Raw genomic sequence first — 23,878 nt, 5'->3', positions numbered from 1 at the left:
GAGGCGCCCGCCCGCAAGACACCAATGCTTTTTCACAGACATTGCTCTCATTGCGAAGCAGAGGTCTCACTCGTCCCCGTAACCGCGCAATCGCTCGATATCGAGGATGGTGACGCCGCCATATTCCAGCCGGAGCAAGCCCTCTTTCTCCAGCCGGTTCAGCGCGCGGTTGGCATTCTGGCGGGACATGCCGGAAAGCGCGCCGATCTCCTCCTGGGTGATCTCCAGATGCGCGGTGGATTCCGGATAGAGGATCGGATTGAACAGCGAGGCGATGCTGCGGGCAAGCCGCGCGGTGGCATCCAGCGTGCGGTTGACTTCGAGCATGCCGATGAACTGGCCGAGCCGCTCGTTGAGCTGGCGCACCAGGAAGCGGTTGAAGCCGACGCTGTTCTCGAACAGCCACATGAAGGCGCTACGTTCCATCAGTGCGACACGGCTGTTGCGCAGCGCGACCACATCATAGCGGCGCGGCTCGTTCTTGAGCACGCTGCCTTCGCCGAACCAGGCGCCTGCCGTCAGACCGGCAAGACTCGTCTCCTTGCCGTCGCGCGAGACCCCGCCCATCCGGGCAAGGCCGAAGACCATGCCGGCCCAATAGTCGAACGTGTCGCCGCGCATGAAGACGGTCTCGCCGGTGCCGTAGGACCGCTCCGTTATCCCGGCGCGAGCGACCTCGATCTCCGCTTGCGTGAGCTCGCGCGACCAGGCAGCAACGCGCTTCAGTTGATCTTCTGAAATCATGATCCCGAAGCCAGCCGCACCGTGCGCCACTCCTTATTTTGCTGCAATGCAGCATGATCGTTCCGACCACCATCCGACGAAAGATGGAGGATGCTCCCATCCAAAAACTTTGTCGCAGAATTGTCAGCCGGGAGACATTTCAAAATAGCGCTTTCCCCTATTGAGGACCACCTCGGGCGATGCGGCTTTTGATCCCAAACGGGAACGAGAGCGGCGCGGCTCCGGTCGAGACCATCTGCTGCATGGTCTCACCGGCACGGCCGTACTAGGATCGCCCGATAGAACGGACGAAGAGCGCCACTGAAAGCGCCATCACCGGGAGGGATCTGTTTGGTGGCTACCAGTCTTGAAGTGCGCGGCGTGTCCTTGCGATTCGGCGGCGTTCGTGCGCTGACTGATGTCGGCTTCGCCATCAGGGAAGGCGAGCTGTTCTCGATCATCGGCCCCAACGGCGCCGGCAAGACCTCGATCGTGAACTGTATTTCCGGCCGCTACAAGCCGACCGAAGGCCAGCTCTTCTACCAAGGCCGCGACATCACCGGCCTGACGCCCAACGCGCGCGCTTCGCTCGGCATCGGCCGCACCTTCCAGAACCTGGCGCTGTTCCACCACATGAGCGTGCTCGACAACATCATGGTCGGCCGCCATCACCTCCTGAAGAACAATTTTCTCACGGGCTCGCTGTACTGGTTCACCGGCGCGCGCAAGGAAGAGCTCGAGCACCGCCGCAAGGTCGAGGAGATCATCGATTTCCTCGATCTCCAGTCGGTGCGAAAGGCGCAAGCCGGCACCCTCTCCTATGGCCTGCGCAAGCGGGTCGAGCTCGCGCGCGCCATGGCACTGGAGCCGCGCCTCATTCTCCTCGATGAGCCGATGGCCGGAATGAACTTCGAGGAGAAGGAGGACATGGCCCGCTACATCGTCGATCTCAACGAGGAGTTCGGCATGACCGTGGTGATGATCGAGCACGACATGGGTGTGGTGATGGACATCTCCCATCGCGTCATGGTGCTGGATTTCGGCCGCAAGATCGCCGAGGGCGATCCGGCCGCCGTGCTCGCTGATCCCCACGTCAGGCGCGCCTACCTCGGCGAAGAGGACGAGGTGCTGGTCGACCCTGACGATGCGCCGCCAGCGCAGGAGAGCGCGGCATGATGGATTACGCAGGCCGCGTCGCGCAGGCCGACACCTATCCGAAGATGCTCCGGCTCAATGCGAAGGAGTACGGCAACGAGATTGCGCTGCGCGAGAAGGATCTTGGGCTGTGGCGCCCGTTCACCTGGAACGCCTACCAGAGGCGGGTGCGCGATTTCGCGCTCGGCCTCGTCGAACTGGGCCTTGGGCGCCAAGACGTCATAGGCATCATCGGCGACAACCGGCCGGACTGGGTCGCGGCGGAAATCGCAACCCACGCGATCGGCGGATTGAGCCTCGGGCTCTATCGCGACGTGCTTGACGAAGAAGCTTCGTATCTCCTCAATTATGGCGAGGCGCAGCTCGTTTTCGCCGAGGACGAGGAGCAGGTCGACAAGCTGCTCACCCTCGCCGACCGCGTCCCAAAGCTGAAGCACATCATCTATTCCGATCCGCGCGGCATGCGGAAATACGATGATCCGCGTTTGACGTCGGCGGAGACGTTTGCCGAACTCGGGCGGGCGCGGGCGACGCGCGAACCGGAGCTTTACGACCGGCTGGTGGACGCGACCAAGGGCGAGGACGTCGCGATCCTCTGCACGACGTCTGGCACCACCTCGCATCCAAAGCTCGCGATGCTCGCCGCCGGCCGCGTGCTCGGCCATTGCGCGACGTATCTGGCTTTCGACCCGAAGGGGCCGGACGACGAATACGTGTCGGTGCTGCCGCTGCCCTGGATCATGGAACAGGTCTATGTACTCGGCAAAGGCCTCTTGTGCCGGATGAAGATCAACTTCGTCGAAGAGCCCGAGACCATGATGAACGATCTGCGCGAGATCGCGCCGACGTTTGTCCTGTTTGCGCCGCGCGTGTGGGAATCGATCGCCGCAGACGTCCGCGCCAGGGTGATGGACGCAACGCCTTTCAAGCAAAGCCTGTTCGACATCGGCATGAAGAGCGGGCTTGCCGCGCTCGAACAGGGCCAGCGTTCCGGCTTTGCCGACGCGATCCTGTTCCGCGCGTTGCGCGACCGCCTCGGCTTCACCCGCCTGCGTTCAGCTGCAACCGGCGGCGCGGCACTCGGGCCCGAGACATTCAAGTTCTTCCAGGCGATGGGCGTGCCGCTGCGCACGCTCTACGGCCAGACCGAGCTGCTGGGGGCCTACACGCTGCATCCCGCGGGCAAGGTCGATCCCGACACCACCGGCGTGCCGATGGCCGACAGCATCGAAATCCGCATCGACAACGCCGACGTTCACGGTGTCGGCGAGATCGTGGTGCGGCATCCCCACATGTTCCTCGGCTATTACAAGAACCCGGAGGCGAGCGTCAACGACGTAAGGGACGGCTGGATGCTGTCCGGCGACGCTGGCTATTTCAACGCGAACCGCCAGCTCGTGGTCATCGACCGCATCAAGGATCTCGCCGAGACCTCGCGCGGCGAGCGCTTTTCGCCGCAGTTCATCGAGAACAAGCTGAAGTTCTCGCCCTATATCGCGGAAGCCGTGGTGCTTGGCGCAGGCCGCGACGCGCTCGCGGCGATGATCTGCATTCGCTACTCCATCATCTCCAAATGGGCGGAGAAGAACCGGCTCTCGTTTACGACCTACAGCGATCTCGCCTCGCGGCCCGAGGTCTATGCGCTGCTCAAGAAGGAAGTCGAGACCGTCAACGCCACTCTGCCGCCGGCACAGCGCATCTCGCGCTTCCTGCTGCTCTACAAGGAGCTCGACGCCGACGACGGCGAGCTCACCCGCACGCGGAAAGTGCGCCGCAGCGTCATCAACGAAAAATACGAAGGCATCATCGACGCGATCTACCGCGGCCAGGCCGACATCCCCGTTGACACCGTGATCCGGTTCCAGGACGGCACCACGCAGCGCGTACGAACAACGCTGAGGGTCGTGGATCTGGGTGGACCGGGCCAGCTCGCGGAGGCCGCGGAGTGAGCACGCTTTCAAACGGGCGCACGCTGCCAGTCGATACGCCCTCTCTCCGCAAGCGGGGAGAGGCCAAGGATAGCATAACATGAACACCGCCTTCCTCATTCAGCTCCTGGTCAACGGCCTGGTGGTCGGCACGCTCTATGGCGTGGTCGCGATGTCGTTCGTGCTGATCTACAAGGCCACGCAGGTCGTCAATTTCGCGCAGGGCGAACTCTTGCTGGTCGGCGCCTGGGTGTGCTGGACCTTGCTCGCGAAATACCAGGTGCCGTTCTGGATCGGCATGCCGATGACGCTGGTGTTCATGTTCGTGTTCGGCATCGCGGTGCAGGTCCTGATCCTGCGACCGATGATCGGTGAGCCCATCATCTCCGTCATCATGGTGACGATCGGCCTGTCCACCGTGCTGCAGGCGACGCTGAAATGGATGTTCGGTGTCAATCCGCAGCCGTTCCCACGTGTGTTCGAGAGCCAGTCCGTCAGCTTGTTCGGGCTCCAAATCCAAACCGTCTATGTCATGAGCCTCGTCGTCTCGATCGCGATGATGATCGGCATGGCCTGGTTCTTCCGCGCCTCAAAGTACGGGCTTGCGATGCGCGCCACCGCGTTCAACCAGCAGGTCGCGCAATCGCTCGGCATTTCCGTGAAGAGCGTGTTCGCGATGGCTTGGGCGATCTCCGCAACGGTGTCGGCGGTGGCAGGCGTCGTTGTTGCCGTCGTGAACGGCGTATCCTCGGGCCTCGCCGCTTACGGCATTAAGGTGTTTCCGGCGGCGATCCTCGGCGGGCTCGATTCCGTCGGGGGCGCCGTGCTCGGCGGCATCATCATCGGCCTGCTCGAAAACATCGCGCAGTATGTCGACAGCGAATACCTGCACTGGGGCAATCTCTACGAGATCGCGCCGTTCTACGTCCTCATCATCGTGCTGATGATCAAGCCCTACGGCCTGTTCGGCACCCACGACATCGAACGGATCTGATACATGGCCGGCCCCGCGCTCATCCCTGCTGGTGATTTCCGCACCTCTTACGCGGCCGACACCACGATCTTTCCGACCACGACCAGCCGCAATTTTGCGATCGCCGGCGTAGTACTGCTCTGCCTCGTGCCGCAATTCCTTGGCGGGTACTGGCTCAGCATCCTGATTCAGATCGGCATCTTTTCCATCGCGGCCCTCGGGCTGAACATCCTGGTTGGCTTCACCGGCCAGATTTCGATCGGCCATGCCGCGTTCTTCCTGCTCGGCGCGTTCACGTCTGCCTACATCTCCAACAGCACATCGATCCCGGTCTTCTTCGCGATCCCCCTCGCGGGCGTCGTCACTGCGCTGGTCGGACTGATCTTCGGCATCCCGGCGGCGCGGCTGAAAGGGCTCTACCTCGTGATCGCCACGCTCGCCGCGCAATATATCCTGCTCGACTTCTTCTCCCGCGCGGAGTGGTTCACCGGCGGCTCGGTGCCGGCCAGCGCCAATCCGTTCTCGATCTTCGGCTACACGCTGCGCGGCGACAGGCAATATTTCTACGTCGTACTCGCCTACGTAGTTGCAAGCTACGTCCTCGTCACCAATCTGATGCGCACCCGCGACGGCCGCGCGCTGGTGGCGATCCGCGACCATTATCTCTCCGCGGAGATCATGGGCATCAATCTCACCAAGTACCGCACGCTGTCATTTGGGCTCGCCGCCTTCTTCGCCGGCATCGCCGGCGCGCTCTATGCGCACTACCAGCTCGTGGTGTCGCAAGAGGGTTTCGGCATCGAACGTTCGATCCTGTTCCTCGCCATGATCATCATCGGCGGCACCGGTTCGATCATGGGCACGCTGATGGGCACTGCGTTCGTGGTGCTGCTGCCCGAGACGATGGAGTTCCTCAGCGTGACGTTGAAGGGCGGCGCGATCGATAAGGCGCTGTCGCTGAACAACAACATAACCTTCCTGCGCGAGATCGCGATCGGGGTGATCATCATCGCGTTCCTGATGTTCGAGCCCGACGGGCTCGCCCATCGCTGGCGACAGATCAAGGCGTATTGGAAACTCTACCCGTTCTCCCATTGAGCGCGGGCAACTCTCTAACTAACAAATAAACAGGAGGAGGCAACCAATGAAGACAAAATCCCTTTTGAGCACCGCATCGCTTGCACTGGCGATCGCCGCATTCTCGTCAGGCGCGCAGGCGCAGATCGCAATCGGGCATCTCGCCGATTATTCCGGCGGCACGTCCGACGTCGGCACGCCCTACGGCCAGGCCGTCGCCGACACCTTCGCCTGGGTCAACAAGAACGGCGGCGTGGGCGGCAAGCAGATCAACGTCGACACCAACGACTATGGCTACCAGGTGCCGCGCGCCATCGCGCTCTACAAGAAGTGGTCGGCGCCGGACTCCAAAGTCGCGGCGATCATGGGCTGGGGCACGGCAGACACCGAGGCGCTGACCGGCTTCCTCGCACAAGATAAAATCCCCGACCTCTCCGGCTCCTACGCCGCCGCCCTCACCGATCCCGAAGGCGTCAGCGGCAAGGCCAAGCCCGCGCCGTATAATTTCTTCTACGGTCCGAGCTATTCGGACTCGCTGCGCGCGATGCTGATGTGGGCAGCCGAAGACTGGAAGGCCAAAGGCAAGTCCGGCAAGCCGAAATTCGTCCACATGGGGGCCAACCACCCCTATCCGAACGCGCCGAAGGCCGCCGGCGAAGCGATGGCGCAGGAGCTCGGCTTCGAGGTGCTGCCGCCGCTGGTCTTCGCGCTCGCGCCGGGTGACTACAGCGCGCAGTGCCTGAGCCTGAAATCCTCAGGCGCCAACTACGCCTATCTCGGCAACACCGCCGCGTCCAACATCTCGGTGATGAAGGCCTGCAAGACCGCCGGCGTCGACATCCAGTTCATGGGCAATGTCTGGGGCATGGACGAGAATGCCGCCAAGACCGCGGGCGACGCCGCCGACGGCGTGATCTTCCCGCTGCGCACCGCTGTAAGCTGGGGCGGCGATGCGCCCGGCATGAAGACGGTGATGGAGATCTCGAAGATGTCCGATCCCACCGGCAAGGTCTATCGCCCGGTGCACTACATCGCGGCCGTCTGCTCGGCGCTCTACATGAAGGAAGCGATCGATTGGGCCGCCAAGAACGGCGGCGCCACCGGCGAGAACGTCGCCAAGGGCTTCTACCAGAAGAAGGACTGGGTGCCATCAGGCATGGAAGGCGTCTGCAATGCCTCGACCTGGACCGACAAGGACCACCGCGGCACGCTGAAGGTCGATCTCTACCGCACCAAGATTGCGGGCGCGACCGACGGCGACCTCAACGACCTCATGGCTAAGGGCGCGATCAAGCTCGAGAAGGTCAAGACTGTCGAGCTTCCGCGCAAGCCGGAATTGCTGGGCTGGTAACCACAACATCGGACGTCATGGCCGGGCTTGTCCCGGCCATCCACGCCTGACCACTCGGACGAAGTACGTGGATGCCCGGGCCAAGCCCGGGCACGACGAGCACAGCAAATTGGCGGCAACTGATATGACCGACACCCTCGAAGCAGCTCGCCCCTCCCCCGGCGTCGTACCCGCACCGCCTCTCCTCGGCGTGCGCAACATCGAGGTCGTCTATGACGACGTCATCCTGGTGCTGCGCGGTCTCAGCCTCGACGTGCCCAAGGGCGCGATCGTGGCGCTGCTCGGCGCCAACGGCGCCGGCAAGTCGACGACGCTGAAGGCGATCTCCGGGCTGCTCAAGACCGAGGACGGCGAAGTCACGCGCGGCGAGATCCTGTTCGAGGGCGAGCGCATCAACGGCATCGATCCCGACAAGATCGTCCGTCGCGGCATCTTCCAGGTGATGGAGGGCCGGCGCATCGTTGCCGACATGACCTCGCTGGAAAACCTCAAGTTGGGCGCCTTCACCCGCAGGGATCGCGAGGTCGGCGCCGATCTCGACATGGTCTTCAACTATTTCCCGCGTCTGAAAGAGCGCACCGGGTTGGCGGGTTATCTCTCCGGCGGCGAGCAGCAGATGCTCGCGATCGGTCGCGCGCTGATGGCGCGCCCGAAGATGATCCTGATGGACGAGCCCTCGATGGGCCTGTCGCCGCTGCTGGTGAAAGAGGTGTTCTCGATCATCCAGAAGATCAACCGTGACCTCGGCGTCACCATTCTCCTCGTCGAGCAGAACGCCCGCGCCGCGCTGTCGGTGGCAAGCCACGGCTACATCATGGAGCAGGGCAAGGTCGTGCTCGACGGCACCGCGGACGAATTGCGCGACAACGAGGACGTCAAGGAATTCTACCTCGGCGGCGCCGGCGACCAGCGCAAAAGCTTCAAGAACCTCAAGAGCTTCAAGCGGCGCAAGCGCTGGCTTTAACCTTCCAGCACCTGCTCCGCTTCCGTGACTGCGCAGAGAACATGATAGAACGACGACGCAGGAATGGTGTCGATCAGCGATTTGCCGTCGCGGTCGAACTGGTCGTACCAGCCGCCCCGCACGGGATGGCTGAGATAATGGCGTTCGAGCCGCGCCAGCGCCATGCGCGCCTCGTCCGCCGCGCCCTCCTCGCCGGATTCGGCCTGCGCTATCCACGCCTTCGCGATCTCGGTCTGCGGCCACAGCCGGCGCGTGTTGCGGCGAATGTTGCCGGCGTCGTCACCCTCGTCGACCAGACAGCCGGTGGCCTCGTCGCGATAGCGCAGCGCGGTTTCCAGCAGCTCGGCGCGCCGCTGTCCGGTCGGGCAACCCGTGATGCGTTCGAATCCCTTCAGCAGCCAGACCCATTCCGCCTGATGGCCGGGCTCGATGCTGACCGGCGCGATCTTCGACCAGTCCTCCTCGAAATATTCGCCGAGCGCGCGCGTCCGCTTGTCGTAGAGATTGGCGAGGAACAGCGCGAAGAACTCGCCGGCACGGTTCTGGAACGACAAATCGTGGGTCGCGTCGAAGCACGCGATCATCGCCTCGAACAGATGCATGTGCGGGTTCTGCCGGCGCGGCAGCGAGACCGGAAGGCTCTCGTGGACGCCGCCGTGCGGCGAGCGCAGGTGAGCGTCGAGGAAGGCGAGCAGCGCGTCGATCTCGGCGCGAATTTGTGCGTCCTGGTCGAGCGCATAGACGGTCGCGAGCGCAAACAGGATGAAGGCGTGGTCGTAGGCATCGCGCCGGCCGTCCAGCACCGCGCCCTCCGGCGTCAGCCGGTGCACGTAGCCGGGCCGGCCGTCGGGGGCCTTTGCCTTGGCGAGCAAATGCTCCAGCCCCTTGAGCGCGATGGCGCGCCCCTCAGGGTACCAGCCCATCTGCGCGGCCTTGGCGTAGCACCAGATCTGGCGGGCCTGCACGAACACGCGTCGCGGCGCGATCACGTCCGCCGTGCCGTCGCGGTGCAGCCGATCGATGAAACCACCCGCGCCATGGTCCCAACCGACCGTCGACCACAGCGGCAGCGCCTCGTCGATCATGCGGCGCTTCAGGCGCGCGACGACGTCCGCCGCCTCGTCCGCCGCACTGATTCCCTCGTCCGCCATCGCGTCCTCTTCAAACCTCGCCCATGGCCGTCTGATACCCATGCCGGCGGCGGCACGCAACGGATGCCAACCCGGAAAGATCAGCCATGACCGCCCATTACGACGCCCTCGAGACGCGCGAACAAGCCGCGCGCGAGGCCGATCTGTTCGCCCGCCTGCCCGGCGTGCTGCGCTCGGCGATGACCGCGCCCGTCTATGCAGATCGCCTGAAAGGCGTGGATCCGGCGACCGTGACCTCCAGGGCGGCCCTGGCGGGCCTGCCGGTGCTGCGCAAGTCGGAACTGCCGGCCCTGCACAAGGCCTCGACGCCCTTCGGAGGGTTGGTCGCGGCGGCCCCCGGTTCGTTCGCCCGTCTCTTCACCTCCCCAGGGCCGATTTTCGAGCCGGAGGGGCGGCAAGCCGACCCCTGGCGCGGCGCACGGGCGCTGTTCGCGGCCGGGTTCCGACCTGATGACATCGTGCTCAACACCTTCAGCTACCATCTCACCCCCGGCGGCTTCATCTTCGATGCGTCGGCGCGCGCGCTCGGTTGCGCCGTGATCCCCGCAGGTCCAGGAAATACCGAGCAGCAATTCGAGCTGATCGAGGCCTACCGTCCTGTCGGCTACAGCGGCACGCCGGACTTCCTGAAGATCTTGCTCGATGCTGCCGACAGCTCGGGCCGCGACGTCTCGTCGATCAAGCGCGCGCTGGTCTCGGGCGCGGCCTTCCCGCCCTCGCTCCAGGCGGAGATCAAGGCGCGCGGCATCGATGCCTACCAGGCCTTCGGCACCGCCGATCTCGGCCTCATCGCCTTCGAGACCGTGGCGCGCGATGGCATGGTCGTGAACGAGGATCTGATCATGGAGATCGTCAAGCCCGGTACCGGCGATCCCGTGGCGCCCGGCGACGTCGGCGAAATCGTCGTGACCTCACTCGACCCGCACCATCCCTGGATCCGGCTCGCGCTCGGCGACCTCACCGCGGCACTGCCGGGGACCAGCCCCTGCGGGCGCACCAACATGCGCATCAAGGGCTGGATGGGCCGCGCCGATCAGACCACCAAGATCAAGGGCATGTTCGTCCGGCCCGAGCAGGTCGCCGAGATCGGCAAGCGCCATTCCGCGCTCGGAAGATTACGCCTCGTCGTCACGCGCCAAGGCGAGGCCGATGCGATGACGCTGAAAGCGGAGACGGCGGCCGCGAACGATGCGTTGCGCGAGGAGATTGCGGGCACCTTGCGCGCCGTGACGAAACTCGGAGGCGAGGTTGAACTCGTGAGGCCCGGCGCGCTGCCGAACGACGGCAAGGTGATCGCGGACGAGCGATAACGCCACAGTTCACGTCATTGAATCGCCTGCATAAATTGAATTTGCCCGCGAAAAATTGGCATTGTTTTGCAGAGCGCGGTTGCGTCGGCCAATCGCGCGGACCTCATAGCGCACCAACCTCGCCAAATCAGGCAGCGTCCGTCGGACCGCCTCGGCCATCCGTTCTGCATCGTCGACCGGCATGGTCGCCGACGGATCCGGCGGTATCGGCAGCGGGAGCCAGGTGTTGTTGTTTCGCAAGGATGCTTTGATGTAACGCCACTTGGCCTTCCATGAGGGGAAAAGCTGCGGCGGATCAATTGATCCGAAGGCCATGACTCGAGTAATCAGCTCCGCCTTGCGCCGGCGAATGCGGGCGAGCTCAAACTGAGCGACCGCAGCGTCCCGCGCGAATGCGAGCGCGAGAGGCTCCTTGCCATCGCCAGCAATTTTTTGGGTGAGCTGGTCGATCATCGCAGCTTCCGCCGGATCCGCCGCGTAGCTGGTCGCGAAGCCATGCCGGAACGCATTGCGGCTGGTACGTTTCTTGGCACCGGCCGATCGAGGCCCCGTGCTTTTGCGAGCGTTTCGCCGGTTCGCGGCGATCTGTCGATCCGTCGCCATTGCCTCAACGCCTACCTGGGCAGAGATTCGAGGTCATTCGCTCCTCAAGGCGATCGACGCTCGCTTCAACATGCATCGCGAAACCCTTGCGATCCTTGACAAGGTCGCGGATCAGCTTGTCTCGGAGTGTCCGCTCTAGGCTGATCAGTTCGTCGAGTTGCCGGAGATCCTCAAACTCCGCTTGGGTCGCCTGCGCGCCGACCGCCTCCTCGTCGAGTTGAATCTTCGCGAGCAGATCCTCGTGAACGACGTTCTCGATTCGAGAATGCAGTTCAATGAGCGCATTCTGAAAGGCCATTTTTTCGATGCGAGCTCTGCATTGTCGTAATCGCCCAAGCTCCCACATATGGGTCGCTAGCTCAGCGACGAATATTTCCTCCAGAACTCCCTTTGGCGCGATGTCGCGGACGAGGGCCATGCGCAATTTCACGAAATCGTCCTTGGATTCCGTGGGGACGAGCGACATGCAAAAAAGCGTTGAACGCAATACGCTGTTTTCGGGTACGTAGCTTCGAATCACGCTTCCCTCCATCAGTTGGCGATCACTATCGGGCGCGGTCGGCCGCACCTCAGCTGACCGAAAGCAAGCACGCGCACGAAAAGGCGGATCCTCCACCGCCTGCACACATGGTTTGATTTCGGAAGGTCGTCGCCACGACGTCGTCGAAGCCAACGTGGGTCTCCTTCGGAGACCATTGCGGGCGAACTCGCGCCCTAAGCAAACTTAAACCCGCCCTCTGCAATAGTCCACGGAAATTTTGCTAGGAAAGTGCACTGGGGCCCTGCGCGAGCGTCATGAAAGTGCGGAGAGCAGTTCTTCGAGAAAGGGTGGGGCCAGCTTTCGAAGCTTATCCGGCATAATCAAGCAAAGAAGTTCTTCGACTGACTCTCCAAAATCATACATGCACATCCAGCCCCCGAAGTAACTGCGCGCAGTCAGCCTCCCCAAAACGCTACACCTGCATTGAACAAACTGGCTCCGCACAAGCGAGGGGGCGGTCTAAGCTCGTCCTGATCCTAGGGCTGCTAGATTCGTGGGAGAGCTACGATTGAGGCGCTTAATTCCCTCGATCCTTAGTTTTCGACTTCGTTGATTTTCGGAGCCGCACACCCGGTCCGCCGCCGTTTTCCCAAATGAATTCGACGCCGGCTTCCGCTAAGGCTCGCTGCATCTTCTGCATCGCTTCTTCTGATACAGTTCGGCGTTCTCGCTCGAAATCGACAATCGTTGATAAACCAAGATTGGCCAGGGTTGCTAGTCGAGGTTGCGTCATGTTGAGCAGCGCCCTGGCACCGCGACACTGAGGCGGAGTCATCTTCTTCAACATTTTATGTTGACATTCACCGTCTATAGAGTTATCAACATTTTATGTTGGTAACTCTGCTTCCACTTTTGGGAGAGTGCCGTGATTCTCAACAAAAGACCGCAATTTTGTTTCGATAAGGACCGCAGGACCTTCATCGGCGGCTCCGATGCCCGGATTATCATGGGTGAGGACGCTGGAGCGCTACTCCGGCTTTGGCAGGAAAAGCGCGGCGAACTTGAGCCGCCGGACCGGTCGGGCGATCTTGTCGTGCAGCTCGGCAATTGCACCGAAGATTTGAATCGGATCTGGTACGAACGAAGCAGCGGCCATACGATTCAAGATGTTCAACGGAGAGTGCGGCATCCCATTCACAAATGGATGGGAGCAACCTTAGACGGCCGCGTGGAGCAGACGGGCACGGTCTTCGAAGCCAAGTTCATGCTGCCCTGGAATTTCTCGCAGGAAGCCGCAGCCGAAAAGCACATGGCGCAGCTGCAACACAACATGTGGGTTGTCGCCGCTCGATCCGCTGTGCTCTCGATCATCACCGGCGGCGGTCAGTGGGTCGAGATCAAAATCCATGCCGACCCTCTCTATCAACACCTCCTCCTCATGGCCGAGAAGAAATTCTGGCGATGCGTTCATAGCGGCCAGCCACCTGTCCTTTTCAATATCGAGACGCCGCGCCCGCGGCTGGACGCGGTCAAGATCGTCGACATGTCCACCTCGAATCAATGGGCGGAACTCGCGGTTACTTACCTGCGAACCCGAGACGCACACGGCGAGCATGAAATGGCCAAGGCCGATCTCAAGAAACTCATGCCGGAGGAGGCCAAGGAAGCGATCGGTCATGGAATCAAGGCCAAGCGGTCCAAGTCCGGGGCGATCAGCTTTGAAGCTCAAGTCGCAGAGGAACCCCATGCATCAGTCAAGTGAGCGCATCGGGACCATCGCGGCTGCCCTTGCCCGGGCGCAGGCAGAACTGACAAATCCTGAGAAGACGCTTACCGCCACCATCCGATCCCCGTTTCCGCGCCAGCAGGACCGGAGCTTTCGCTATGCTTCTCTTGCGAGCGGCCTGGACCTCGTCCGGAAGAGTTTAAGCCGGCAGGAGATCGCAACGATTCAAAGCACTAGGGTTGACCAGGCGACGGGACAAATCCATCTTACGACCATGCTCGCTCACGCCTCAGGCGAATGGATCTCCTCAGATTGGCCGGTGTGTGCCACAAAGGACGTTAACGCGCCGCACTGGATGGGGGCCGCGCTGACGTATGCCCGGCGCTACGCATTGTTCGCCCTCGTCGGCATTGCCGGTGAGGATGACCTCGATGCGCCGGATCCTAGAGCTGGACCGGCGGCTTCCAGCGCTAACCAGAGCACAACCGAAACGGCCGCGAGATCGTCGAACCGAACCTCAAACAAAGCGCCGCCGTTGGACTCGAAATCATCCGCTGAGCTTCGCGATCAGCTTATTGCGGAATTAGCGGCACTGGCTGGGGAGGACGCCCTCCTGTTGTGGGCCAAAATCAACCTGCCGCGCAAGAACAGCCTCACAGAAGCCGATGCCCACCTGATCGAGGTTGCCTACGAACAAAAATGCGAGCAGTCGTTGCCTTCGGTCATCGCAGTCGACCAAGATCTTGTCACGATCGCCGGGGGCGCTCACGCGCCCCTACCCCACGGTCGCGAGCCGCCGCAAAACACGCAGTCTCGGATGGATTCGCATGACAGCGAGGACGGGATTGCCTTTCCCAAAGATCCGGCGCCAGTGAGAAGCAAAGCCCACCGACTGTTCGTGCGAGGGCAGCCATGCCTCGTCTGCCAGCAGACACCGAGCGATGCCCACCACATCAAGTTCGCGCAACCGAGAACATTGGGCAGAAAAGTGAGCGACGAGTTTACCGTCCCTCTCTGTCGAAGCCACCATGTGGCTCTGCATCGTCATGGCAATGAGCGGACTTGGTGGGCCGACGTGCAAATATCGCCTCTGCCTATCGCCAAGGATCTATGGACCGCAAATCCGATCCACGAACCCTAAGTCTTGCGACAGATAGTACGTGCTGGGCTCCTCGGCCATTCTCGTGCAGCACATCTGATCGCCTTCGCAGCAGGACGTCGTGACATGGTCCATTGCAAATCCTGCCTTCAATCAATCGAACTAAGAGAGTGGGCTATTGGTGTTTTGCTGGGTGCCGGGGCGATCTATGAATGCCATGAGCACGGGTGGATGCGCGACCGTGGTGATCCGCATGCGCGCGAGCGCGCCGTTGAAGCCGCCCACGACGATCCGCTCGCCGGTATCTCTACAGAAACGGCTCTAGCCGAGCTCTGCGACTTTCTGAATTCGATAGGCGATACTTATCCTGAATGCCGGCTCGCTGGTGACAGTCAGTTGACTCCCGCCTTACGAACGGTTTCGGCGGCGGCACCTTCACCAACAACGGCGGTGGTCGCGACGGCTACACCGTAGGCGGTGGTCTCGAATACATGTTCGCCCAGAACTGGTCGGGCAAGGTCGAATACCAGTACTATGACTTCGGCACGCGGAACGCTCTCTTCACCAGCGCCGCTGGTGTTGTTACCGCCGTCGGCTTCCGCAATGACGAGCACACCATCAAGGCCAGCCTGAACTATCGGTTCAATTGGGGCGCTGCCTCGGCTTCTCGTTACTGACGGCTTACATAATATACTCAAAGGGTCAGCCATACGGGCTGGCCCTTTCTCATAAGCCCGAATGGCAGGCGCGGATTGCGTGTCGGCCAAAATACTCACCCGGCTGAACCCGATCAAACTGGTCTTTGCCAAGCTCAACCACCTGCTCCGGTCTGCGCTGCCATTGGCGCGCCAGAAGAGTGCGCGAACTGCCTCAAAACTCAACCTGTCGCAGCTATTGCCATCACGCTTCAGTTTCCTTGCTGCGGGAGCCGCGGTTGTCATCAATCACAGCGGTCACGCCATCGATGAACGCTTGACACTCAGCGTGGGTCTTGAAAGTGCCCTTGTACTTCCCGAATAGGAAGACGGTCCGGCCGCGACCTTTTCCGAAAAAGTATTGGCCGACGTGTCCGCCCCCTTCGTCTTTGAGCTCAATGCTACCAAGGCTTTGCACTGACTTGAGGTCTGTCTCGGGTAGCTTGATGCGCACATGTGTCTCCGTGAATCACGGCCGGCTCCGCCCGGGCTAAGGATGTTAGCGGCCTCAGCGTCAACTCGCGTGTCTAGCAGATCATCGCTTCGCCGCGTTACCAGCCGATTCCATCGCTAGATCCAGAGCTGCAACTCCAATTTGATCTGAAGAATTAAATTTGCAGCGCCGGTCCATCCAAGAAACAATCGCGGAGAAATCGCCGCCGCCGACAATGTCCCTCTCGGCACTCACGTTTAGCCCGCTGAGGAAGCCCACGACCCAAGATTCAAAGGCTGCCTTTACGAGTAAGTTCTTCTTCCTGTTCAGCCAGGCGGTACAAGATTGCGAGCCCGCGCCCACGATCGTTGATCCGGCGTTCAGCGGCGTCGGCAAGAGTAGCATCATCACTATGGCAAGCGCTCGTTTCATCTTTTCCTCGACCGAAAACGGCTACTTCCAAGAAGGCTCTATCTGTTGCTTTGCCGACGGCGCAAGCTCAGTTTCGGTTTTTCGATGCGCCTGCGTATGGGGATGGACGCTTCGACGGCCGATCTCTATCTCAGGCTCGAATCCGGCCAGTGAGCAACCTCATCGGCGCGGCGGGATCGACGCAAGTTCTGCCGGACCATCGCGTAGAGCACAAACAGGCCGATGGTGATCGCGACAGCCAGCAGTGGGAAAATGTAGTTCATGCAGCCTCCAACACTTTGAAATACTAGCAGCCCGTCCACTCGACGCTCCTCGGCCTGAGACCCTACACTGCTAATGTCCTACTCAGCTCGTGGTTCTCATCCGGCATTCCGCTTCAAATGTTTGAGCCGGCGCCTTTGCCGCAAGAGAGCAGCCTTCTCATACCGTTCCAAGCTCGACAAATATCTCATTGCTTTGGTTCCCTCGATCACCGCCAAGATGAGTATTAATCTAAGAGCTCGCAGGCGATCTGCCGACTCCTAGCTTGAGCCAAATCTTGAACTGCGACATCCTAGTCCGTACTTTTGAAGTCTTCAGCAAGGACTGCATCGAAACCAGCGAAACCAAGACCAGCGGGTTCATCCCAACGAGATAAGCCATGCCGATAGGAGTTGCGGCTCGATGCTCCTCTGCCGGCGCTTGTTCGCGGGACCGGTACTCCTCGCTGCGTTTGCGCGATGGCTACGATTTGTCGCTTTGACGCCAACTTGCCTCCTTGATTTCATTATCTCGCAATCGAGCGATCCGCTTTATCGCGAAGACCACGGCCTCAATCCTCGGTTACCGCGCCTCGGCGATGCGACGGTGACTGATCCGGAGGATACGACGGGTCCGGCAACAACGGCGCAATGAATGTGTGCAGGTTTGATCCATCAAACAGATAGGCTGCTATTCCGGCCGCTTGCGCCGCAGCAAGATCGCTCTGCTTGTCGCCGACCATGAAGCTAGCATCGATATCCACTGAATACCGCTCAAGGAGGGCTCTGATCATCCCCGGCTGCGGCTTACGACAGCTGCAGAGCATACGGTAACGCTCGATCAGGCCATCAGGGTGATGTGGGCAGAATTCGAACGCATCGATACGCGCACCAACAATAGCAAGTTCACGCGACATCCATTCGTGCAGATTGCAGACATGCCGCTCCTCGTAAAACCCCCTGGCAATTCCTGATTGGTTGGTGACGACAAACGCAAGATACCCGGCGTCATTGACTGCTTTGACGGCCTGCTGGGCTCCTTCCACCCACCGGATCTTGCCCGGATCGAAAGCATAGCCATCGTCCTCGTTGAGGACGCCATCACGATCGAAAAATACTGCCGGACGCTTCAAATCTCACTGGCCCAAGTTGGAGGGGACACCCGCCGATCTTCCGATAATCACGGCTTCGTTTCAACATTTCATGCGACCGACAGCGAGCGCCTTTTGCATCCAGGTCTTTGCTGTTCATGCGTGAATTGGCTTCGTTTTGCCGGTTTTATACCGGTCAGCCTCGTCCCGTCCTTGCCCTAAGCGCGTGAGAACAAGAGCCATTCCTACCGCTAAAACGAGCAAGATTACAGAAAGGACTGGCCTTCATCCGCGATTGGAGCGTTAATGATTCTACCGGGTGCCACCTTCGATCATAGCGCCGGTATCTCGCCTCGCAGACGCGGGGCTTCAGGCAGTGCGGCAAATGAAGCCGCTTGTTTTTGCATAGGAGATACCAGTGACAACAGTTCAAGCAAACGGCGTCGATGCGCCCAATCATATCATCAGGTTCAACCAATGACGGCCGCCACTTCATCGGCGGCTCGGATGCGCGTGTCATCATGGGCGACGACCAGGACAAGCTCACCCGCCTTTGGCAAGAGAAACGTGGAGAGGTCGCACCAGAAGATCTCTCGGATAATCTCATCGTCCAGCTCGGCACGATAACAGAGGTCCTCAATCGCCTCTGATACCAGCGCTCGACAGGACAAACCATCTCGGACATCCAGAAGGGCGTTCGGTATCCGGTGCACAAATGGATAGCCGCAACACTCGATGGCATCGTCGAGCAGACTGGAGCGGTGTTCGAGACCAAGTTCATGCTGCCCTGGGCGTTCATGGAGGAGGCCGCCGCCGAAACGCATATGGCACAGCTGCAGCATAATATATGGGTGGTCGCCGCTCGCTCGTCCGTACTCTCGATCATCACCGGCGGTGGCAAATGGGTTGAGATCAAAGTCCACGCTGACCCGCTCTATCAGCATCTGCTCCTTACCGCTGAGAAGAAGTTTTGGCGCTGCGCTCAGAGCGGCAAGACGCCTCTGCTCTTCAACATCGAAACGCCACCACCAAGGCTGGAGGCGTTTGTCTTGGTCAAATGCTTGGGGCGAGTTCGTTGCAACCTATCTCCGCACCAAGGACGCCCTCGGGGGAGCAGCTCTCTAGACTAAGTATTTGGTTTCGCTGGCAGGAGTGGCAGGGCTCGAACCCGCGCCCACGGTGTTGGAGTTCGGGCTGCATCGTACTATCAGATGCCGCCTTGTTATTTTACGCAAGGAAAACAAGGGGGCCTGCCCGGCTCCTGATCCATCGCGTCGTCGAGTTCTTTCCTTACTTTCGGCTTTGGGTCCAAGCTTGGGTCCGGCTGCCGCGTAGTTGCCAGCCATCTCGAGCAGCCCTGCCCGCTCCTCCGGCATGGTCGCGCCGGCGGCGAGATTTAGGCAGATGCGCTCCATGCGCGCGAGCTCGTCGATGTTTTGCTGATGTTGCTGCATGCGGGCTGCACCAGAAGCCAGATCACTGCCGATTGTCAAGATCTCGGATTCTCTTAAAGGTGCTTCAGGTCTCTATCGTTACAGCAAATCGGACGCATATAGCTAACACGGACAACCAACGATTGACTTAACTGCGAATCCGTCCCTACCCAGGTTGAGGAGAACGGGAACATGTGGAATTTTCTCTACGAGGACACCAATAAGCTTGGATTCACCGTGCTGGGAACCGCGCTCTTTTTGGCAGCGCTCTGGAATCTGCCTGTTTTGTCTAGAGCGTTTTGGCGAGGGCTAAGTCTCGCGTGTTTTGTATCAAGCGGCCCAATCCTAATGTTTGCTCACGAGTTCTTTGATACCTCGTCCGTTTTTACAGCCGCGTTTTTAGGGGGGACCACGCTAGCGCTCCTACTGCTTGGGAATTGGAAATCGCTTTCTGTTCACAGGGCAGATCTTGCGTTTTGCGTCTTTCTTGCGGGGACCACGGTGTCAATCGCTCTCCACGGATTTTCGGATCCGAAAGAATTGGCCTTGCTCGCACTAACAGTTGCCGCATATCCCGCCGGTCGGGTATTCGCCGGTGCCCCGATTGAGCCGACATTCACAATCATAAGCGCCACGATCGTCGTAATCGGTGCGATCACTATCCTCGCCGCGATCAATGCAGGACCAGGATATGTCGATAGCGTTGGCAAGGTGTTCGTTTTCGGGAAGTACGGTGCCGCCCAGCTCTACTTCGCAGTTGCGCTGGCTGTTACGATCGCCGCGCTTGTGGCGCGACCGTTGACGCTTGAACAAGCAGCGAAAGTGGCCATTGCAGCAGCCCTGCCTACGGCAATCATTGCGTCGGCCATGGTGCGGTTTTCCTTTGTCTCTATCATGAGCATGCTGGCAGTCGCAGCTATCTCTACTCCTGCGAAGGATCGAAAGGCGCTCTCTGTGGTCGCTGGAGCGCTTGTTCTTGCCTTCTTGGCTGGCCAACTCAGTCGACCTTCGACAGCCGCACTGTACATCAAATTCGGCGTTGAAGCCCTCGGGCTGGGAAATGCTGAAACCACCCCTCTGCCTTTGCCCGTGGCCGCAGAGGCAACGACACCAGCCCGACCACCGGGGATGCCAGATCAGTCGAGATGCGTCGGGGTCGACCAACGGAACACAATCGAAATCCGCAAGCAGCTTTATCGGGAGGCATTTCAGCTCCTGCCCCAGACGATGCTAATTGGCGTCGGTTTGGACCGTTTCATGGATGCGTCTTGCCTGGTCGAGAAGAATGAAGTGCACAATAGTGTGCTTCAGGTTGCCGTCGAATTTGGTTGGCCTGCCAGTGTAGCCTTGTTGATTCTGGTGCTGCTCGCAGGACAAAAAGCTTTCTCGCAGGCACCTTTTAGTCAGGAGGCGCGTTTCGCGCTTTGCGTGCTGACATTCATGTTCTGCATGAGCATGGGTCATGGGAGGATAAGCCGCGACGCGTACCTATTCTTATTTCTCGGTTACGCCGTTAGCGCAAGCCGCCAGTGTGTCACTCGTGCCGGCCTGTCTGTTGTTCGAAAGTCAAAGCTCAAGGCCGCCCAAATTGGCCCGCCAGCGTGAACCGGCGGGCCCCGTCCCCATCAATTCAATCGTCGGCGATGGGTCGTCAGCCGCTGCCGATCGCGATTTCTGTGAAGTCTGCGGCGGCGCTTCATTGGTCCCGCTCCGATAGAATGCGGCGGATCTTGGCGGTCACCTCCATCCGTTGATCTGGATCGAGTTGGGAATACCTCGCAGCGAAAGCCGCCGCTGGCAGCACAGCGCCTCTTGCCGACGGCGCTCGTCGACCATCTTCTTGAGGCCCTGCATACAGCCGTCCTGCCTCCAGTCGAAGCTGATGCCGTGGCGGGTGCAGTAGCTGGCCAGTCTTTCCGATGGCGAGCGGCCTACCTTTGGCGGCGCCTCGAGGTGCCACTCGGCGGCAAGCCACAGGAGGCGCCTGGAGATGTGCCGTGGCGAGCTGGCACCCTCCACTACCAATCGGCCCAGGCGCCTTCCCCGCGGCTACAGAGCCGCTTGGCGGCGTTGCGGCGGCGAGTGATGATGCGGCGGATCGTGAGCCGGCTGGCCTTCTTCTGCTTTGCTTTCGCCATAGCTCAGCCCTCCACGGAGCGGACGGCCGCGGCCGAGGCGATCGCGGGCCTCAGCCTGGCCTCGGCCTTGGTGAGGAGGTCTGCGCGGGCCGCGGCATGGTCCCGGTCGCGTTGTAGCAGCCGCTGGATGGCGTTGAGCTTGGTCATTGCCGTGGGGCGCCCGGTCGAGCCGTACAACCCTCACCAGGTCGGCCTCGGGCGCCGACAGGATGAGCTCGTAGCTGCGGAAGAGGAAGGAGTGCATGCTGGCGGCCGAACGGCGCCGGGTTTGCCGGTGGAGCGTGGGGACAGCGAACCGGACCTCGACTTCGGCGACATTCTGCGGTGGGAACGACGGGTTACGCAACGTATCCGCGGGCGCCGTGCTGCGCCCCGGGAAGGTGAGGATGTTGCTCATGCCGCACCGCCGATCCGCTCGACAGCTTCGCTACGGAGGCGCCCCAGCGCCTGGGGAGAAACTCGAACCCGGTAAAGCCGAGGGCATCGGCGCCGCGGCGGAATGCCTTCGAGAAGGCGCTTAGATCCCGCGGCTTGGCCAGGTCGAAACTTTGGCCGGCTACCGGCGCAGCGGGAAGATCAAGGCATCTCGGGCAACCGCACTAGACTGAGATCGACGCCGGCGCCGTCAGGATGCGTGATGCGGCGCCGGAACCGGCTTACGGTGACCGCCCATCTTGCCTGGTGCCACCGAACTCGTCGCGCGATAGCGCTGCCGCCACTTCACGACGGACGACATTGCAACATCGAACCGGGCCGCCACAGCATGGCAACTCTCGCCGGATTCCAGCGCCTTCACGGCTCGTTCACGAAGATCATTCGAAAGAGGTCGGACCATCCGATGCTGCCTCCGATCCAGTTAGCATCTTGAATCACAAACCGCCGCCCGACGGAATCCCTCCCGATTCAATCAATCGATGAACCGCTCTAAAGCTGAGTTGAAGAAGCTCGTGCCCGAGGATGCCAAGGAGGCAAGCGGGCACGAGATCAAGGCCAAGCGCCCCGAGTCCGGCGCCATCGGCTTCGAGCTCTCCGAGGCGCGGGTTCTTCAATGTCCAATCTCTACATCGGTGGATGACGAAGGAGCTGCCGGTGATTGGTGCGCACCTGACGCATTTATATACCGCCCCGACCATCCCGAAGCAGCCATCGAGCGCTAGCAACGCTGAGCAACCCTCGCAAGCCCGGGCCGAGCAATGATCACCGACATCATCGAACGCGTTTCAGTGGCACCCTAGATAAGCGTCCTGATCGGAGATAAATCAAGTGAGCTGGAGGCGGCCGAAAGCCGCGCGCATGCAGGACCTACTATTACAGGACGGAAACCTCGAAGCGTTCGTTCGGCAAGCTCTCGCCTTGCACGGAGACGTGTGCCACTCAATTCAAGTCCAGCACGCCAAATAGGCAGTATGGAGGTGACTAACACCGAGCAGCTTGCGACGTGTCGTGACTCATTTTTGAAGATTGATGCTGATCATCCATGTCAGCGCACGCATTGCGACAAGCGGAGCTATCAACCAAACGAGGCCATAGCTATCCAGCAGCGTCGCGGTTAGAGGAACCTGGGTCATGTAATACGCGTAGAGGCAGCCAGCCACCTGCATGGCAATGCTCATGGGATCGTTGCGCCGCGTCAAGGCCGAAATTAAACCAATGAGCGAACCTGCGATCGCGGTCGCCAATACAGCATAAAAGGGTCCCCCCTCTGCATACCCGGACAGACTCACGCCGGCCGGTTGCGAACCCGTCGTATAGGTGATGGCGGGATAAATCACCGCAAACACTTTGGTGGCCGGATAGCAAGGCTGCGGAGCAAGAAGTCCGCCGAGGGTTGGCCGCACGATGCCGCAACGTTGATCGGGATCCGAAAAGATCTGCACATAGTATGGAATTCCAACCGCCATCCGGAATACGCTCGATCGCAAGATCCGAATGGCCTTCGCCAGCCCTCCATGGAATCCGCTCTCGGACGGCTCCCCATCGGCGGCCGATGGCGAGCCGAGCACGGATGAAGATTCCGCCAACGGAACCATGGGCGACGGTCCCGGGTGGCTCGCTAGCGGCGACGATTCCAGGGCGGTCCTTTCCGGATGGCCGCGGTTCTCAACTCCGCAAAACTGGCTCAGAGCCAGTGCCACGTAGATCGTCCCCCCCACCGCAATTGTCGCGCACGCGCTGCGCACGAGGCCGCATCCAGAGAGCGCCAATGTCAATCCGAGCACGAGCACATAGAGAAGCGCCGGCGCCTTCTGAATAGTTGCCACATCCAACCAAAGAACGATTAGGCTCACCCCCGCGCAAGCGCCGAGGGCGATCTTTTCACGCGTAAGCAATCCCCGCGCCAGCAAATAGCAAGCGACGATGGGTAGACTGGAGTAGACGAACGAAAAGTAATGGTTACCGAGCAACTTGAATAATTCGACCCGCCTCAGGATTTTATCTTGGTAGCATAGGCTTTGGTCCCACGCCGCGCTAGCGGACAAGCCGCCGGCCTGAGCCAGCCTGTGAACGCAGAAAGCGATCATGGCGCCGGACAGAACGAGGGGAATCCACAAGGGCACCTCGTCGGGAAATGAGACCGTTGCTGACGCAAAGATCTTCTCGGTAGCAATCGCAGCAATCGGCACAATTACAAGCGTCAGTAAGAATAAGAGCCAGTAAGTTGCGGAGCCGAGCGTGGTCATCCACGCGTAAGGAACTTCCTGGGGAAAGAACAATAGGCGGAGCTGTTCTTGACCAAACGAAAATGGAATTAGCGCAGCAGCACCTGAAGTCGCGATGTAGGCAGTAACCGCCACGCCAACGGCGAGGTTAAACCGTCGCAATTTCCTGAAACCCATGGAATTGCTCCAGCACTTCCCTGCAGCACAGATCTACGA

Annotated in this window: 24 protein-coding genes and 3 pseudogenes; 15 read left to right on the top strand and 12 right to left on the bottom strand. The window is 60.8% G+C overall.

Annotated features, from left to right (window positions below):
* Nucleotides 1-66: 66 nt before the first annotated feature.
* A complete protein-coding gene (locus ABIC03_RS10910) occupies nucleotides 67-744 on the bottom strand; it encodes a Crp/Fnr family transcriptional regulator (RefSeq protein WP_354057953.1) in 678 nt (225 codons plus the stop codon).
* Nucleotides 745-1,077: 333 nt separating this feature from the next.
* Here ABIC03_RS10910 and ABIC03_RS10905 point away from each other — a divergent pair, with 333 nt between their 5' ends.
* The 6 genes from ABIC03_RS10905 (at nucleotide 1,078) to ABIC03_RS10880 (ending at nucleotide 8,171) form a co-directional block, all read left to right on the top strand.
* Complete coding sequence (locus tag ABIC03_RS10905) at nucleotides 1,078-1,899, top strand: ABC transporter ATP-binding protein (RefSeq protein WP_354057951.1); 822 nt, start codon at nucleotides 1,078-1,080, stop codon at nucleotides 1,897-1,899.
* Nucleotides 1,896-3,827, top strand: a complete 1,932-nt coding sequence (locus ABIC03_RS10900) for a long-chain fatty acid--CoA ligase (RefSeq protein ID WP_354057949.1) — start codon at nucleotides 1,896-1,898, stop codon at nucleotides 3,825-3,827. Before ABIC03_RS10905 ends, ABIC03_RS10900 begins: the two co-directional genes overlap by 4 nt.
* A gap of 79 nt (nucleotides 3,828-3,906) precedes the next feature.
* Nucleotides 3,907-4,800 carry a branched-chain amino acid ABC transporter permease gene (locus tag ABIC03_RS10895; RefSeq protein WP_007612526.1) on the top strand — a complete coding sequence of 298 codons (894 nt, stop codon included), beginning with the start codon at nucleotides 3,907-3,909 and terminating at the stop codon, nucleotides 4,798-4,800.
* A gap of 3 nt (nucleotides 4,801-4,803) precedes the next feature.
* Nucleotides 4,804-5,877, top strand: a complete 1,074-nt coding sequence (locus ABIC03_RS10890) for a branched-chain amino acid ABC transporter permease (protein ID WP_354057946.1) — start codon at nucleotides 4,804-4,806, stop codon at nucleotides 5,875-5,877.
* Nucleotides 5,878-5,923: 46 nt separating this feature from the next.
* Nucleotides 5,924-7,207: an ABC transporter substrate-binding protein gene (locus ABIC03_RS10885; protein WP_275169906.1), complete on the top strand. Its 1,284-nt coding sequence runs from the start codon at nucleotides 5,924-5,926 to the stop codon at nucleotides 7,205-7,207.
* 124 nt (nucleotides 7,208-7,331) lie between these two features.
* Nucleotides 7,332-8,171: an ABC transporter ATP-binding protein gene (locus tag ABIC03_RS10880; protein ID WP_354057944.1), complete on the top strand. Its 840-nt coding sequence runs from the start codon at nucleotides 7,332-7,334 to the stop codon at nucleotides 8,169-8,171.
* Here ABIC03_RS10880 and ABIC03_RS10875 read toward each other — a convergent pair.
* Nucleotides 8,168-9,322, bottom strand: a complete 1,155-nt coding sequence (locus tag ABIC03_RS10875) for an AGE family epimerase/isomerase (protein WP_354057942.1) — start codon at nucleotides 9,320-9,322, stop codon at nucleotides 8,168-8,170. The genes ABIC03_RS10880 and ABIC03_RS10875 overlap by 4 nt on opposite strands.
* Nucleotides 9,323-9,408: 86 nt before the next feature.
* Here ABIC03_RS10875 and ABIC03_RS10870 point away from each other — a divergent pair, with 86 nt between their 5' ends.
* Entirely contained in the window at nucleotides 9,409-10,632 is a 1,224-nt protein-coding gene (locus ABIC03_RS10870; protein ID WP_354057940.1) for a phenylacetate--CoA ligase family protein, read from the top strand.
* A 9-nt stretch (nucleotides 10,633-10,641) separates the two neighbouring features.
* On the opposite strand, the gene ABIC03_RS10865 is transcribed toward ABIC03_RS10870, so the two are convergent.
* The 3 genes from ABIC03_RS10865 to ABIC03_RS10855 form a co-directional block, all read right to left on the bottom strand.
* Complete coding sequence (locus ABIC03_RS10865) at nucleotides 10,642-11,235, bottom strand: hypothetical protein (RefSeq protein WP_354057938.1); 594 nt, start codon at nucleotides 11,233-11,235, stop codon at nucleotides 10,642-10,644.
* Between the two features lie 4 nt (nucleotides 11,236-11,239).
* Nucleotides 11,240-11,908, bottom strand: coding sequence for a hypothetical protein (locus tag ABIC03_RS10860; RefSeq protein ID WP_354057936.1), 669 nt, complete (start codon nucleotides 11,906-11,908; stop codon nucleotides 11,240-11,242).
* A 385-nt stretch (nucleotides 11,909-12,293) separates the two neighbouring features.
* Nucleotides 12,294-12,563: a helix-turn-helix domain-containing protein gene (locus tag ABIC03_RS10855; RefSeq protein ID WP_354057934.1), complete on the bottom strand. Its 270-nt coding sequence runs from the start codon at nucleotides 12,561-12,563 to the stop codon at nucleotides 12,294-12,296.
* Between the two features lie 78 nt (nucleotides 12,564-12,641).
* Between ABIC03_RS10855 and ABIC03_RS10850 the strand changes: the two genes are divergently transcribed.
* From ABIC03_RS10850 to ABIC03_RS10830, 5 genes and pseudogenes are all read left to right on the top strand, one after another.
* Nucleotides 12,642-13,478 carry a YqaJ viral recombinase family protein gene (locus tag ABIC03_RS10850; RefSeq protein ID WP_354057932.1) on the top strand — a complete coding sequence of 279 codons (837 nt, stop codon included), beginning with the start codon at nucleotides 12,642-12,644 and terminating at the stop codon, nucleotides 13,476-13,478.
* Nucleotides 13,462-14,583 carry an ERF family protein gene (locus ABIC03_RS10845; RefSeq protein ID WP_354057930.1) on the top strand — a complete coding sequence of 374 codons (1,122 nt, stop codon included), beginning with the start codon at nucleotides 13,462-13,464 and terminating at the stop codon, nucleotides 14,581-14,583. Before ABIC03_RS10850 ends, ABIC03_RS10845 begins: the two co-directional genes overlap by 17 nt.
* An 84-nt stretch (nucleotides 14,584-14,667) precedes the next feature.
* Nucleotides 14,668-15,015 carry a hypothetical protein gene (locus ABIC03_RS10840; RefSeq protein WP_354057928.1) on the top strand — a complete coding sequence of 116 codons (348 nt, stop codon included), beginning with the start codon at nucleotides 14,668-14,670 and terminating at the stop codon, nucleotides 15,013-15,015.
* A pseudogene (locus tag ABIC03_RS10835) lies at nucleotides 14,940-15,218 on the top strand (outer membrane protein); the annotation flags it as partial. The gene ABIC03_RS10840 and the pseudogene ABIC03_RS10835, both read left to right, overlap by 76 nt.
* 79 nt (nucleotides 15,219-15,297) lie before the next feature.
* Complete coding sequence (locus ABIC03_RS10830; RefSeq protein ID WP_354057926.1) at nucleotides 15,298-15,561, top strand: hypothetical protein; 264 nt, start codon at nucleotides 15,298-15,300, stop codon at nucleotides 15,559-15,561.
* Between the two features lie 210 nt (nucleotides 15,562-15,771).
* Here the strand turns inward: ABIC03_RS10830 and ABIC03_RS10825 are convergent, their stop codons facing one another.
* From ABIC03_RS10825 to ABIC03_RS10815, 3 genes are all read right to left on the bottom strand, one after another.
* On the bottom strand, nucleotides 15,772-16,101 hold the full coding sequence (locus tag ABIC03_RS10825) for a hypothetical protein (RefSeq protein WP_354057924.1): 330 nt from the start codon (nucleotides 16,099-16,101) through the stop codon (nucleotides 15,772-15,774).
* A gap of 125 nt (nucleotides 16,102-16,226) precedes the next feature.
* A complete protein-coding gene (locus ABIC03_RS10820; protein WP_354057922.1) occupies nucleotides 16,227-16,364 on the bottom strand; it encodes a hypothetical protein in 138 nt (45 codons plus the stop codon).
* Nucleotides 16,365-16,912: 548 nt separating this feature from the next.
* The gene (locus tag ABIC03_RS10815; protein WP_354057920.1) at nucleotides 16,913-17,473 is read right to left on the bottom strand and encodes a D-glycero-alpha-D-manno-heptose-1,7-bisphosphate 7-phosphatase; all 561 of its coding nucleotides are present in this window, start codon (nucleotides 17,471-17,473) and stop codon (nucleotides 16,913-16,915) included.
* A gap of 418 nt (nucleotides 17,474-17,891) precedes the next feature.
* On the opposite strand from ABIC03_RS10815, the pseudogene ABIC03_RS10810 reads away from it, so the two are divergent.
* Nucleotides 17,892-18,535: pseudogene (locus tag ABIC03_RS10810) on the top strand (YqaJ viral recombinase family protein); the annotation flags it as partial.
* A gap of 17 nt (nucleotides 18,536-18,552) precedes the next feature.
* Here ABIC03_RS10810 and ABIC03_RS10805 read toward each other — a convergent pair.
* Entirely contained in the window at nucleotides 18,553-18,924 is a 372-nt protein-coding gene (locus ABIC03_RS10805; RefSeq protein ID WP_354057918.1) for a hypothetical protein, read from the bottom strand.
* Nucleotides 18,925-19,056: 132 nt separating this feature from the next.
* Here ABIC03_RS10805 and ABIC03_RS10800 point away from each other — a divergent pair, with 132 nt between their 5' ends.
* Entirely contained in the window at nucleotides 19,057-20,469 is a 1,413-nt protein-coding gene (locus ABIC03_RS10800) for an O-antigen ligase family protein (protein ID WP_354057916.1), read from the top strand.
* A 536-nt stretch (nucleotides 20,470-21,005) separates the two neighbouring features.
* Here ABIC03_RS10800 and ABIC03_RS10795 read toward each other — a convergent pair.
* Both ABIC03_RS10795 and ABIC03_RS10790 read right to left on the bottom strand, forming a co-directional pair.
* Complete coding sequence (locus tag ABIC03_RS10795) at nucleotides 21,006-21,149, bottom strand: hypothetical protein (protein WP_354057914.1); 144 nt, start codon at nucleotides 21,147-21,149, stop codon at nucleotides 21,006-21,008.
* A gap of 484 nt (nucleotides 21,150-21,633) precedes the next feature.
* Nucleotides 21,634-21,837: pseudogene (locus ABIC03_RS10790) on the bottom strand (helix-turn-helix domain-containing protein); the annotation flags it as partial.
* Nucleotides 21,838-21,916: 79 nt separating this feature from the next.
* Between ABIC03_RS10790 and ABIC03_RS39265 the strand changes: the two are divergent.
* Nucleotides 21,917-22,159 (top strand): hypothetical protein, encoded by a 243-nt coding sequence (locus ABIC03_RS39265; RefSeq protein WP_502917340.1) that lies wholly within the window; start codon nucleotides 21,917-21,919, stop codon nucleotides 22,157-22,159.
* A 291-nt stretch (nucleotides 22,160-22,450) separates the two neighbouring features.
* Here the strand turns inward: ABIC03_RS39265 and ABIC03_RS10780 are convergent, their stop codons facing one another.
* The gene (locus ABIC03_RS10780) at nucleotides 22,451-23,839 is read right to left on the bottom strand and encodes a hypothetical protein (protein WP_354057912.1); all 1,389 of its coding nucleotides are present in this window, start codon (nucleotides 23,837-23,839) and stop codon (nucleotides 22,451-22,453) included.
* Nucleotides 23,840-23,878 lie beyond the last annotated feature (39 nt).

It is taken from the genome of Bradyrhizobium sp. RT6a (assembly GCF_040547675.1).
In the GTDB taxonomy this organism is placed as follows: domain Bacteria; phylum Pseudomonadota; class Alphaproteobacteria; order Rhizobiales; family Xanthobacteraceae; genus Bradyrhizobium.
Note: the sequence above shows the minus strand (reverse complement) of the source record. Positions and strands in the feature narration are given on the sequence as shown.

Coding starts and splice junctions, on each gene's coding strand:
- ABIC03_RS10800 (WP_354057916.1), top strand. CDS start 19,057: ATGTGGAATTTTCTCTACGAGGACACCAATAAGCTTGGATTCACCGTG.
- ABIC03_RS10870 (WP_354057940.1), top strand. CDS start 9,409: ATGACCGCCCATTACGACGCCCTCGAGACGCGCGAACAAGCCGCGCGC.
- ABIC03_RS39265 (WP_502917340.1), top strand. CDS start 21,917: ATGAACCGCTCTAAAGCTGAGTTGAAGAAGCTCGTGCCCGAGGATGCC.
- ABIC03_RS10820 (WP_354057922.1), bottom strand. CDS start 16,364: ATGAACTACATTTTCCCACTGCTGGCTGTCGCGATCACCATCGGCCTG.
- ABIC03_RS10795 (WP_354057914.1), bottom strand. CDS start 21,149: ATGACCAAGCTCAACGCCATCCAGCGGCTGCTACAACGCGACCGGGAC.
- ABIC03_RS10855 (WP_354057934.1), bottom strand. CDS start 12,563: ATGTTGAAGAAGATGACTCCGCCTCAGTGTCGCGGTGCCAGGGCGCTG.
- ABIC03_RS10875 (WP_354057942.1), bottom strand. CDS start 9,322: ATGGCGGACGAGGGAATCAGTGCGGCGGACGAGGCGGCGGACGTCGTC.
- ABIC03_RS10780 (WP_354057912.1), bottom strand. CDS start 23,839: ATGGGTTTCAGGAAATTGCGACGGTTTAACCTCGCCGTTGGCGTGGCG.
- ABIC03_RS10890 (WP_354057946.1), top strand. CDS start 4,804: ATGGCCGGCCCCGCGCTCATCCCTGCTGGTGATTTCCGCACCTCTTAC.
- ABIC03_RS10900 (WP_354057949.1), top strand. CDS start 1,896: ATGATGGATTACGCAGGCCGCGTCGCGCAGGCCGACACCTATCCGAAG.
- ABIC03_RS10865 (WP_354057938.1), bottom strand. CDS start 11,235: ATGGCGACGGATCGACAGATCGCCGCGAACCGGCGAAACGCTCGCAAA.
- ABIC03_RS10885 (WP_275169906.1), top strand. CDS start 5,924: ATGAAGACAAAATCCCTTTTGAGCACCGCATCGCTTGCACTGGCGATC.
- ABIC03_RS10845 (WP_354057930.1), top strand. CDS start 13,462: ATGCATCAGTCAAGTGAGCGCATCGGGACCATCGCGGCTGCCCTTGCC.
- ABIC03_RS10880 (WP_354057944.1), top strand. CDS start 7,332: ATGACCGACACCCTCGAAGCAGCTCGCCCCTCCCCCGGCGTCGTACCC.
- ABIC03_RS10895 (WP_007612526.1), top strand. CDS start 3,907: ATGAACACCGCCTTCCTCATTCAGCTCCTGGTCAACGGCCTGGTGGTC.
- ABIC03_RS10910 (WP_354057953.1), bottom strand. CDS start 744: ATGATTTCAGAAGATCAACTGAAGCGCGTTGCTGCCTGGTCGCGCGAG.
- ABIC03_RS10825 (WP_354057924.1), bottom strand. CDS start 16,101: ATGAAACGAGCGCTTGCCATAGTGATGATGCTACTCTTGCCGACGCCG.
- ABIC03_RS10840 (WP_354057928.1), top strand. CDS start 14,668: ATGGTCCATTGCAAATCCTGCCTTCAATCAATCGAACTAAGAGAGTGG.